Consider the following 10,827-nt stretch of genomic DNA (forward strand, 5'->3'; position numbering starts at 1 on the left):
CGGAGTAATCCAGCGCCTACAAAATCTCCAGCGGTGCGTTTACCATGCCAGAACCCTGTTACGGATACCCCGATGTATACCGATCGCCTGCTGATCATTTTTATTCTCGGCACCTACCTGCTGTCACCGGCCATTATTGAGTGGTGGAGTGACGGTGGGCGAGCCTGGTTCCGCCCGTTTCTGGTATGGATGCTGTTGATCGGATTGAGCTACTGGATTGGCCGCAGCCGGGACTTCGATGGACTTTAATTTCTACTTTCTGCTGGCCCTTGCTACCGGCTACCTGTTTTTCCTGTTTCTGGTGGCATGGATCACCGACCGGGGCTGGCTGCCAGCCAGGCTGGTGCGTCACCCCATGGTGTATGTGTTTTCTCTGGGGGTGTACTGCAGTGCCTGGGCGATCTACGGCAGCGTCGGCTACGCCTATCAATACGGCTACAACTATCTGGCCTACTTTCTCGGCATCTCTGGCGTGTTTCTGCTGGCACCTATCCTGCTGGCCCCCATTCTGCGCCTGACCACCACCTATCAGCTCGGCTCGCTAGCCGACCTGTTTGCATTTCGCTATCGCAGTCGCGCAGCCGGTGCGCTAACCACCCTGATCATGCTGGTCAGCATGCTGCCGCTGCTGGCCATGCAGATCAAAGCGGTGTCCGAGTCAGTGGTGATTATGAGCGGAGACTCACAACCGCTGGATGTCGCCATCTGGTTTTGCATGCTATTGACGCTTTTCGCCATTTTGTTTGGCGCCCGCCACGCTACAGCCCGGGAGAAGCATGAGGGCCTCGTAGTAGCGATGGCGACGGAATCACTGATTAAACTGGTCGCCTTTGTTGGCGTGGCGCTGATTGGTCTGTTCGGCGTATTTGACGGACCCAGCGGCCTGAACGAGTGGCTTGACCAGCATCCGGAAATGCTTGCCCGGCTGTACTTCCCCCTGCAAGACGGCACATGGCACAGCCTGATTTTGGCATTCTTTGTCTCTGCCGTAGTCATGCCCCACATGTTCCATATGGCGTTTGCCGAGAACCTTAACCCCCGCGCCTTGGTCACCGCCAGCTGGGCAGTGCCTACCATGCTGTTAGTAATGGCTATCTGTGTGCCGGTAATTCTGTGGGCGGCCATGGCTAAAGACGTTGCCACACCGGCGGATTATTTTGCCCTGGGCCTGAGCAGCCGATTTGGTGGGCAGGGCGCCCTACTGGCTTACATTGCCGGCCTGGCTGGCGCCACCGGCATGCTCATTGTTGCCACACTAGCGCTGTCAGGAATGACTCTGCACCATCTGGTTCTGCCGCTGCGGCGGCCAGAGCCTGGTGAGGATCTTTACCGCTGGCTGCTATGGGCCAGACGCATTTTAATTGTCGCAATTATTGGCCTGGCCTACCTGTTTTACTCCTGGGTTGGCCACCGCCACAGCCTGACGACACTGGGCGTAATGTCGTTCGTCGCCACCCTGCAGTTTGTTCCAGGACTGGTAGGCACCTTGTTCTGGCCCGGCGGCAACCGCCGCGGAATGCTAGCGGGTCTGCTGATCGGCTCCTCTCTCTGGCTGCTGATGCTGGTGCTACCAGCACTATCACCGGTTTGGCACTGGACCGCACTTTCCGAATTTCTTGGCCTGCGTTTTGCCAGCCCTGTTGACCAATGGCATACCATCGCATTGATGTCTGTGGGGGCCAACGGTGCCGCGTTTGCAATTGTTTCTCTGCTCACTAGCGCCAGCAGTGCCGAGCAGAATGCTGCCCAGACCTGCGCGGTTGACAGCCTGCGCCGCCCTTACCGCTGGAAGCTGGAGTCCAGCAATGTGGACGATTTTATTGGCTCTCTGACGGCCCCTCTCGGCCCTGTCACCGCCGAGCGGGAAATTGAGCTGGCCCTGCGCGATCTTGGCCTGAGCCGCAATGAAACCCGCCCCTACGCCCTGCGGCGCCTGCGTGATCAACTGGAGACCAATCTGTCCGGCCTGCTGGGCCCCTCAGTTGCTCATCAGCTTGTCGACGACCACCTTCCGTATAAGGCCCAGGGCGACGAAGAGAGCAACGAAGACATTCAGTTTATCGAGTCGCGCCTGGAACAGTATCGCAGTCGCCTTTCCGGCCTTGCCGCCGAACTCGACAGCCTGCGACGCTTCCACAGGCAGACACTGCTGGAACTACCCATGGGAGTTGTTTCACTGGGTGCCGACGGCGAGATTATCGGCTGGAATCTGGCCATGGAAAAACTTACCGGCATCTCCGGCCAACGCATGACTGGCTCGCGCCTGGCAAATTTGCCCAGCAACTGGCGCGAGCCTTTATTGCGCTTTGCTACCGGGCCGGTACAGCATATGCCGCAACAGGAAATTACCATTCGTGGTGTCAGCCGCTGGCTTAGCCTGCACAAGTCACGAGTGCATGAATCGATTCACGGCGAACGGGACGCCGGCCAGGTTATCGTTGTCGAGGACATCACCGAGATCCGCGCACTGGAACTACGTGCTGCGCATAACGAACGCCTCGCCTCCATTGGCCGACTGGCGGCAGGGGTAGCCCACGAGATCGGCAACCCGGTAACTGCTATTGCTTGCCTAACCCAGAACATGGCGCTTGGGGCAACGGATGAGGAACTACAGCAAGGTACCGCGCAGATTCTGGAACAAACCCGCCGCATCAGTCGTATCGTGGAATCGCTGGTAACCTTCAGCCACAGCGGTCAGCTGCCGCAACAGCATCACTTACCAGTGGATATTCATGATAGTGCAGCCGAAGCCATCGCCCTGCTAGCCATGGACCCGGACCGTCGCCAACAGCGCTTTATCAACGACTGCCCCACGGGCCTGAAGGTGTCCGGGGATCCGCAGCGATTACTTCAGGTATTTGTTAACCTGTTTGCCAACGCAGCGGACGCCAGCCCAGACAATGAGCCTGTGCACATTACTGCCAGAGCTGTGGAAGGTCATGTGGACGTCAATATTGAAGACCGCGGCCATGGCATCCCGGCGGCCCTGCTTGATACCCTGTTTGAACCCTTCGTGACCAGCAAGCCGCCTGGCCGCGGTACTGGGCTGGGATTGGCGCTGGTGTACAGCATCATTGAGGATCATAGCGGCAGCATTCGGGCAGAGAGCCCGATTGAGGGTGACCATGGCACCCGCTTCATTATCAGCCTGCCCGCCATCACTGCGGGCGCGGCAAGTAACAGGACCACCGCATGAGTCATGTTCTGATTGTTGAAGATGAGCCGGTAATTCGGGGCGCACTACGCAAATTACTGGAGCGCCACGATCACAGCGTTGTCGAAGCCGAATCTGTCGAGCAGGCGAGCGATCATGACCTCCACGATTTCGATTTAATCATCAGTGATCTGCGCCTGCCCGGCGCTCCCGGCACCAATCTTATCCAGCAGGCCAAACCAACTCCGGTGCTAATCATGACCAGTTATGCCAGCCTGCGGTCCGCCGTCGATGCCATGAAACTGGGCGCGGTAGATTACATCGCCAAACCTTTCGACCACGACGAGATGGTTATGGCGGTTAGCCGCATCCTCAAGGAGCGTGTCCTTAGACGGGGCCACGATGTCCTGCGAGCAGATCTGGAACAGCGCTACCCGGTCAGCGATATGGTTGGCGAAAGCCCGGTTATGCAACAGCTGATACAACAGGTAGAACGCATTGCTGTCACTGATAGCAGCGTACTGATCTGTGGCGAATCAGGCACTGGCAAGGAACTGGTGGCACGCACCCTGCATTACCGTAGTGAGCGGAGTCGCGGGCCCATGGTGTCAGTTAATTGCGCAGCTCTGGCCAGCGATGAGCTGGAGCAGCATTTATTCGGTACCGAACGCGATGATAGCAACAACCAGAGCCGCCGCGGGCTAGCTGAGACCGCCGATGGTGGCACGCTTTTTCTTGATGAAATTGACGAGCTGTCCGGGTCTGCCCAGGGACGCCTGCTGCAGCTGCTGGAAAGCCAGATGGTTCAGCGCCTCGGCGCAACGGATGCGCGCCGCATAGATACCCGGGTGATTGGTGCCAGCCACCGCGACCTGGCCCGCCTGGCAACAGAAGGGCGCTTTCGCAAGGACCTCTACTACCGCCTGCAGGTTATCCAGTTAGCGCTACCACCACTGCGCGAGCGTGGTGAGGATATCCTGCTACTAGCCGACAACCTGCTGGAGCGCATCAGCTTGCGCCTCAACCTGAAGACAGGCGGTTTCAGCAGCGATGCCCGGCGCGCGATGAACCACTACTCCTGGCCTGGCAATGTCCGCGAGCTCGAGAATGCCATCGAGCGAGCGGTGATTCTTGCAGATGGCCAGCCCATTGGCGCCGACCTGCTGGGCATCGACCTGTCGGTCGTGCCAACACGCACCTTCCAGGACCCCGCCGAGGACCTTTCACTAGAGGACTACTTCGCTCGATTCGTCATGGAGAATCAGGACCACATGACAGAGACAGAGCTAGCCCGCAAGCTGGGTATCAGCCGCAAGTGCCTGTGGGAACGCCGCCAGCGACTTGGCATTCCGCGCAGTCGCAACAGCTCAGCAGGCAGCTGACCAGCGTCAGACGTAACCGAAGTGTTACCGTCCTACACAGAAAGTAAGTGTGCGTATCGGCAGGTATTGCTCCCGTTTGAGAAAAAACACGTAACTATTTGTTTTTTATAGACTTATGCATTCATTGCAAAGAGAGCCGCAGGGCGGCAACATAACTTCCAAGCCGGCTAACAATAAAAAACGGCGATGTGGCTCCCGGGTCAAATAATAAAAAGCCGGCAGAAATAATAAAAACAACAGTTCTACGAGCCAATACAGCATGGTCAGCCAACTGGCAGACCGAAGGCAAAACCAGAAAACGAAAAACAATAACAATAGAATCAGCGCAATAGGGATCACAGCGGAGCTGTGGTCCCTTTTTAATTTCCGGGCCCCGTCCCTGAATAATCGCCAGCCCAGAGTCATTGTCATTACCTGCCTGTGCCACGGCAGTGTTAACATCCACCGTTCCCCTGACACCCGCAAGGTCATTTCGTTTCATGCTTCGCAAGATTGCCAGTTACCTGACGCAACCTCTGGACTCTGTGACCAGGCTGCTGGGACGAAGTTCCAGTGCCGCCCTGCCCGTTCCGGAAATCCACTCCCGTGAGCATCACGACATATCTCGCCGCGACATGAGTCGTGCCGCTTTGAATGTACTGTACGGCCTGAACAAGGGTGGCTTTGAGGCTTATCTGGTTGGTGGCTGCCTACGCGACATCCTCAATGGTGTTACACCTAAGGACTTCGACGTGGTCACCAATGCGACGCCCGAAGAAGTACAGAAACTGTTTCGTCGTGCCCGGGTAATTGGTCGTCGCTTCAAGATCGTGCATGTCTACTTTGGTCAGGACGTTATCGAAGTAGCCACCTTCCGTGCGCTATCAGAGCCTGACGAGCGCGAAGAATCCGAGCACGGCATGATCCTGCGCGACAACATTTACGGCACTATCGAAGAAGACGCATTGCGGCGCGACTTCACCCTCAACGCGCTGTATTACAATATTGATAACTTTGCCCTGTACGACTTCATGGGCAGCCTTGACGATATTCGTGAAAGGCGCATCCGCATCATCGGTGATCCGGAGAGACGCTATCGTGAAGATCCGGTTCGCATGCTGCGCGCTGCACGCTTTGCCGCAAAAATGCAGTTTGAGCTGGAGCCGGAAACCGAAAAGCCGATCCATCAGCTTGGCCTGAGCCTGCATCAGGTGCCCGCACCGAGAATGTTCGATGAAGTGTTAAAACTGTTTCTCACCGGACATGCTCTGGCATCGATGAAATCCCTGCAACAGCTTGGTCTGCTCGAGATTCTGATACCGGAGTCAGGCAAACACCTGCACGACACAGGCATCGGACCAGTGTGGAACAACCTGATCGAGCAAGCCTGCATCAATACTGACAAGCGAATTGCGGAGAATCGCCCGGTCACGCCGGCATTTCTTTTTGCGGTGCTACTCTGGCCTGCAGTGGTCGCGCGCACCGAAAAACATCTTGAACATGGCGTTCCTTTTGCACCTGCACGGCAGAAAGCAGCAGGTCAGGTAATACACAGTCAGAATGAAATTACTGCCATCCCCAAACGCTTTGCTCAAGTGATTCGAGAAATCTGGGATATGCAATTACGCCTCGACAAGCGGCATGGCCGCCATGCGGAGGTTTTGGTTGCCGACACCCGGTTTAGAGCGGGCTACGACTTCTTACTGCTGCGCGAACAGTCCGGTGAGATTGAACCGGGCCTGGGTGACTGGTGGACCCGCTATCAAGAAGAAGACGAACACGGCCGCATGGAAATGGTGCGTCAGCTGGGCAAAACTGCAGCCCCGGCAAAGAAAAAGCGGCGCCGGCGGCGCAAGCCGGCCGGCGCCGGCAGCACCGGAAGCCAATGACCGACGCCTTTATTGGCATGGGCAGCAATCTTGGCGACAGCGTGGCGTTGCTCATTGATGCGCGCGCCGCCATTGACCAACTAGCCGGCTGCCGCATTGTTGCATCGTCCTCTCTATATCGCAGCGCACCGATCGGCCCTCAGGATCAGCCTGACTATTTTAATGCGGTGCTACACATCGACACATCCTTGAGTGCATCGGAGCTGCTCACTGCTTTGCAGTATCTTGAGCAACAGGCTGGGCGAGTGCGTATACGGCACTGGGGCGAGCGCACACTTGATCTGGATATTCTGCTGTATGGCGAACAAATCATCAGTCAGGCCAACCTGCAAATACCCCACCCGCGCCTGACAGAGCGAGCCTTCGTGCTAAAGCCGCTACTGGAAATATCCCGCCAAACAACATTACCTGATGGCCAATCGCTGACAACCTGTTGCACCGCCACTGCGGACCAGCCAATCTGCCTGCATCACGATAGCCGCTGGAGCATCACCCCGTGAGCGAACTGATACCCCCGGATGCGCAGCCACCTCGATACATCGTTGTCGAAGGCCCTATTGGCGTCGGCAAGACCTCGCTGGCCCGTAAACTGGCGATGACTTTTAACGTGGAAATGCTGCTGGAGCAGGCGGAAGAAAATCCGTTTCTGGCACGTTTTTATCAATCCCCCAGTCAGTACGCCCTGCAGACCCAGTTGTTTTTTCTGTTCCAGCGCACGGAGCAGGTACGGGCATTGGCCCAGAACGAGTTATTCAGCCCGGTCCGTGTGAGTGATTTTCTGCTACAAAAGGATCGGTTGTTTGCCGAACTAAACCTGGATCAGGATGAGTTCGCACTTTACGACAATGTATACCGGCATCTTGCCCCACAGGCACCCAAGCCTGATCTGGTGATTTACCTGCAGGCTCCCAGCCAGGTGCTGCTGCAGCGCATCCAACGTCGCGGCCTCAGCCATGAGAAATCAATCAGTGCTGACTATCTGAACCGTCTTAACGAAGCCTATGCCCGCTTTTTTCACTTTTACGATGAGGCGCCGCTGCTAATCGTCAATGCCGCAGATATTGACCCGATCCACCGCGATGATGACTATGCGCAGTTACTGCGCCGGGCGCTGGACATCCGCTCCGGCCGGCACTACTTTAACCCGCGCCCGCTGGCCGACTGACCTGCCAGCAGCCAGCTGACTCACCGGAGACCAGACCATGGCCGTGACGGTTCGCACCCTGCAACAGCGCAAACAGAACGGTGAAAAGTTCTCCGTACTGACGGCCTATGACGCCTGTTTCTCACGGCTAATCAGTGAGGCAGGGGTTGATGTCATGCTAGTCGGCGACTCCCTCGGCATGGTTCTTCAGGGTCATGACAGCACCCTGCCGGTGACCACCGAGCAGCTTGCCTACCACACTTCCGCTGTGGCCCGCGGCAATCAGGGCAGCCTGATCATGGCGGACATGCCCTTTATGAGCGGAGCAACGGTTGACAGAGCACTGACGGCAGCCCACACCCTAATGCAGGCTGGCGCCAATCTGGTCAAACTGGAAGGTGCTGGCTGGCTGGCCGAAACTATCAGTGTGCTGAAACGCAATGGGGTACCGGTTTGCGCCCATCTCGGCCTGACCCCGCAATCGGTAAACACCCTTGGCGGCTATCGAGTCCAAGGCCGTGAAAAAACAGAAGCCGAACAACTGATTGAAGATGCCAGACTGCTTGAGCAGGCCGGCGCTGATATTCTGCTTTTAGAGTGCGTGCCACGGGATGTCAGCGCCCAACTCTGCCAGAGCGTTCAAGTACCCGTAATAGGCATCGGCGCTGGCCCTGAATGCGACGGCCAAGTGCTGGTGATGCACGATATGCTCGGTATCACCCCCGGCAAGCCGGCGCGCTTTGTGCGTAATTTTGCCAGCGAAGGCCATGATATACGGGCCAGCTTTGCCGCCTATGACAAAGCGGTTAAGGACGGCAGCTTCCCTGCCTCCGAGCATTGCTTCTGATCACGCCGACCTAGAGAGCGCCAATGAAAACCGTGCACAACATAGTTGAGCTGCGTCAGCAGATCCATGACTGGCGTCAGGGCGGTCTGAAAATTGGCTTCGTGCCCACCATGGGTAATTTGCACGCTGGCCATATCAGCCTGATCGACGAAGCGCGGCGCCATGCTGACAAAGTTGTTGCCAGCATTTTCGTCAATCCAACCCAGTTTGGCCCCAGCGAAGACTTCGACAGCTACCCACGCACGCTCGAGGCAGACAGCGAAAAGCTGGGCATGGCCCACTGCGATCTCCTGTTTGCCCCTCCTGTGGAAGAGATGTACCCGGAAAAAAACCGCACCTGGGTTGATGTTGATGAGCTGGGAGACCACCTGTGTGGTGCCAGCCGACCGGGACACTTTCGCGGCGTCAGCACCGTAGTCAGCAAACTGCTCAACATTGTGCAGCCGGATATCGCCTGCTTCGGCGAGAAAGACTTCCAGCAACTGGCTGTCATCCGCCGCATGGTACAGGACCTTTTTTTCCCGGTTGAGATCATTGGCGTCGCCACAGCCCGTGAAGCCAATGGCCTTGCCCTTAGCTCGCGCAACGGCTATCTGAGTGCAGAGCAAAAGGATCGGGCCGCGGCAATCTATGCCACCCTGCAGGACCTGAAGGCACGAATACAAGGCGGGGAACGGGATTTCCCGGCACTGGTCAAACTGGGCACTGACAAATTGAGGCAAGCTGGCTTTGACGTCGATTACCTGAATATAAGCAACGCGGATACACTGATCCCGGTCAGTTCGCCCGACAGCCATTTAGTGATCGCCGTAGCGGCCAAGCTGGGGGGCACGCGATTGATAGACAATGTCACCTTGTCAATTGCGTGTGACCAGTGATTCATAGATACTGACGCCCCATTTTTAGTACCAATGCCGTAGTAGGATGCTCCACGTTGGTAGGAAACCTGCTGTATACCAGGGGTAGCTGAGAGAGGTATTAGCCATGCAGTGCACTATGCTGAAAGCCAAACTGCACCAGGCCCGTGTAACCCATGCGGAGCTTGAGTATGAGGGCTCCTGCGCCATTGATGGCAATCTGCTGGATATGGCCGGCATTCTGGAATATGAACAAATCCAGATTTACAACATAGATAATGGTGAGCGCTTTACCACCTATGCAATTCGTGGAGAAGAGGGCTCAAGAATGATCTCCGTGAACGGGGCTGCCGCCCATAAGGCGAGTGTTGGCCACAGGGTGATCATCTGCGCCTACGCTAACTACAGCGCCGCAGAGCTGATCAACTTTAAGCCACGTCTGATCTATATGGCTGAGGGCAACGCCGTCAAAGGCGCAAGCAACGCCATTCCTGTACAGGTTGCCTAACCTGTACAGTCTTTGAAAAGCCGGCCTTGGGCCGGCTTTTTATTTCCCTGACAAACGCTCCCGCATCCAAGCCAAACTCTTATCTGGTAGCGCTTGTCCCACGGGATATGATGGTCAATAGTTATTCCTTCGCTAAAAATCATAACAGGAGCGACCATGTCAGGTAGCAAGCTTTATCCGGTTCCGGAAACTGCCAAACGCGACGCCTTAATCGACCGTGCAACCTACGATGCCTGGTATCGCGAATCGATAAACAGTCCGGACACCTTCTGGAGCGCCCGAGCCAACGAACTGCTCGACTGGATGACGCCCTGGCATACCGTTCACAGTGGAGACTTTGGCAAAGGCGAGGCACGCTGGTTTGATGGCGCTACCCTCAACGTCAGCGTCAACTGTATTGATCGCCACCTACCCCAACGGGCCGACCAAACAGCAATCATCTGGGAGGGGGACGAGCCGGATCAGAGCAAAAACATCAGCTACCGGGAGCTACATGAGCAGGTCTGTAAGCTTGCCAATGTACTCAGGGCGCGCGGCGTAAAAAAAGGCGATCGGGTGTGCATCTATATGCCTATGATTCCTGAAGCCGCCTACGCCATGCTGGCCTGCGCCCGCATCGGTGCAATCCACTCAGTGGTTTTCGGGGGATTCTCTCCGGAGGCACTTAAGGACCGCCTGCAGGACGCTGAGGCTGGCGTACTGATCACCGCAGATGAAGGTGTGCGCGGCGGCAAAGCCGTGCCGCTAAAAGTCAATGCGGACAAGGCTCTGGCAGACTGTCCCGCCGTACACACCTGTCTGGTGGTGCAGCGTACCGCCGCCAAGATCGGCTGGCAGGACGGCCGGGACATCTGGTATCACGAGGCGCTGATGCAAGCCGATGGCAACTGTGCAGCGGAGCCCATGGCGGCCGAGGACCCACTTTTTATTCTTTATACCTCAGGCTCTACAGGCAAACCAAAGGGCGTACTACACACCACCGCCGGATATCTGCTTGGTGCCACACTGACCCACAAATATGTGTTCGATTATCACGACGGTGACATCTACTGGTGCACCGCAGATGT

The 10,827-nt window shown here is 56.8% G+C and carries 11 protein-coding genes; 10 read left to right on the forward strand and 1 reads right to left on the reverse strand.

What is annotated here, in order from left to right; genetic code table 11:
* The first annotated feature begins 72 nt into the window (after nucleotides 1-72).
* From J1C54_RS13715 to J1C54_RS13725, 3 genes are read left to right on the forward strand one after another with little or no spacing between them, the layout of a single operon-like run.
* Complete coding sequence (locus tag J1C54_RS13715; RefSeq protein ID WP_229148895.1) at nucleotides 73-249, forward strand: hypothetical protein; 177 nt, start codon at nucleotides 73-75, stop codon at nucleotides 247-249.
* Entirely contained in the window at nucleotides 239-3,196 is a 2,958-nt protein-coding gene (locus J1C54_RS13720) for a sensor histidine kinase (RefSeq protein ID WP_229148896.1), read from the forward strand. Before J1C54_RS13715 ends, J1C54_RS13720 begins: the two co-directional genes overlap by 11 nt.
* Entirely contained in the window at nucleotides 3,193-4,536 is a 1,344-nt protein-coding gene (locus J1C54_RS13725) for a sigma-54 dependent transcriptional regulator (RefSeq protein ID WP_229148897.1), read from the forward strand. Before J1C54_RS13720 ends, J1C54_RS13725 begins: the two co-directional genes overlap by 4 nt.
* A 121-nt stretch (nucleotides 4,537-4,657) precedes the next feature.
* Here the strand turns inward: J1C54_RS13725 and J1C54_RS13730 are convergent, their stop codons facing one another.
* The gene (locus tag J1C54_RS13730; RefSeq protein WP_229148898.1) at nucleotides 4,658-5,017 is read right to left on the reverse strand and encodes a hypothetical protein; all 360 of its coding nucleotides are present in this window, start codon (nucleotides 5,015-5,017) and stop codon (nucleotides 4,658-4,660) included.
* Here J1C54_RS13730 and pcnB point away from each other — a divergent pair.
* The 7 genes from pcnB to J1C54_RS13765 all read left to right on the forward strand — a co-directional run.
* Nucleotides 5,016-6,404 carry a polynucleotide adenylyltransferase PcnB gene (gene pcnB / locus J1C54_RS13735; RefSeq protein WP_229148899.1) on the forward strand — a complete coding sequence of 463 codons (1,389 nt, stop codon included), beginning with the start codon at nucleotides 5,016-5,018 and terminating at the stop codon, nucleotides 6,402-6,404. The genes J1C54_RS13730 and pcnB overlap by 2 nt on opposite strands.
* The gene (folK, locus tag J1C54_RS13740; protein ID WP_229148902.1) at nucleotides 6,401-6,904 is read left to right on the forward strand and encodes a 2-amino-4-hydroxy-6-hydroxymethyldihydropteridine diphosphokinase; all 504 of its coding nucleotides are present in this window, start codon (nucleotides 6,401-6,403) and stop codon (nucleotides 6,902-6,904) included. Before pcnB ends, folK begins: the two co-directional genes overlap by 4 nt.
* Nucleotides 6,901-7,569, forward strand: a complete 669-nt coding sequence (locus tag J1C54_RS13745; RefSeq protein ID WP_229148904.1) for a deoxynucleoside kinase — start codon at nucleotides 6,901-6,903, stop codon at nucleotides 7,567-7,569. Before folK ends, J1C54_RS13745 begins: the two co-directional genes overlap by 4 nt.
* A 37-nt stretch (nucleotides 7,570-7,606) precedes the next feature.
* Nucleotides 7,607-8,395 carry a 3-methyl-2-oxobutanoate hydroxymethyltransferase gene (gene panB, locus J1C54_RS13750; RefSeq protein ID WP_229148908.1) on the forward strand — a complete coding sequence of 263 codons (789 nt, stop codon included), beginning with the start codon at nucleotides 7,607-7,609 and terminating at the stop codon, nucleotides 8,393-8,395.
* A 23-nt stretch (nucleotides 8,396-8,418) separates the two neighbouring features.
* Nucleotides 8,419-9,273 carry a pantoate--beta-alanine ligase gene (gene panC, locus J1C54_RS13755; RefSeq protein ID WP_229148910.1) on the forward strand — a complete coding sequence of 285 codons (855 nt, stop codon included), beginning with the start codon at nucleotides 8,419-8,421 and terminating at the stop codon, nucleotides 9,271-9,273.
* 106 nt (nucleotides 9,274-9,379) lie between these two features.
* Nucleotides 9,380-9,760 carry an aspartate 1-decarboxylase gene (gene panD, locus J1C54_RS13760; RefSeq protein ID WP_229148912.1) on the forward strand — a complete coding sequence of 127 codons (381 nt, stop codon included), beginning with the start codon at nucleotides 9,380-9,382 and terminating at the stop codon, nucleotides 9,758-9,760.
* A 156-nt stretch (nucleotides 9,761-9,916) separates the two neighbouring features.
* A partial coding sequence (locus J1C54_RS13765) for an AMP-binding protein (RefSeq protein WP_229148914.1) occupies nucleotides 9,917-10,827 on the forward strand: 911 nt, incomplete at its 3' end.

It is taken from the genome of Alcanivorax sp. 1008 (assembly GCF_020667895.1).
In the GTDB taxonomy this organism is placed as follows: domain Bacteria; phylum Pseudomonadota; class Gammaproteobacteria; order Pseudomonadales; family Alcanivoracaceae; genus PGZG01.

What these genes read in the sequence shown, in the direction of transcription:
- J1C54_RS13725 (WP_229148897.1), top strand. Translation starts at nt 3,193, where the DNA reads ATGAGTCATGTTCTGATTGTTGAAGATGAGCCGGTAATTCGGGGCGCA.
- panC (WP_229148910.1), top strand. Translation starts at nt 8,419, where the DNA reads ATGAAAACCGTGCACAACATAGTTGAGCTGCGTCAGCAGATCCATGAC.
- panD (WP_229148912.1), top strand. Translation starts at nt 9,380, where the DNA reads ATGCAGTGCACTATGCTGAAAGCCAAACTGCACCAGGCCCGTGTAACC.
- J1C54_RS13715 (WP_229148895.1), top strand. Translation starts at nt 73, where the DNA reads ATGTATACCGATCGCCTGCTGATCATTTTTATTCTCGGCACCTACCTG.
- pcnB (WP_229148899.1), top strand. Translation starts at nt 5,016, where the DNA reads ATGCTTCGCAAGATTGCCAGTTACCTGACGCAACCTCTGGACTCTGTG.
- panB (WP_229148908.1), top strand. Translation starts at nt 7,607, where the DNA reads ATGGCCGTGACGGTTCGCACCCTGCAACAGCGCAAACAGAACGGTGAA.
- folK (WP_229148902.1), top strand. Translation starts at nt 6,401, where the DNA reads ATGACCGACGCCTTTATTGGCATGGGCAGCAATCTTGGCGACAGCGTG.
- J1C54_RS13730 (WP_229148898.1), bottom strand. Translation starts at nt 5,017, where the DNA reads ATGAAACGAAATGACCTTGCGGGTGTCAGGGGAACGGTGGATGTTAAC.
- J1C54_RS13720 (WP_229148896.1), top strand. Translation starts at nt 239, where the DNA reads ATGGACTTTAATTTCTACTTTCTGCTGGCCCTTGCTACCGGCTACCTG.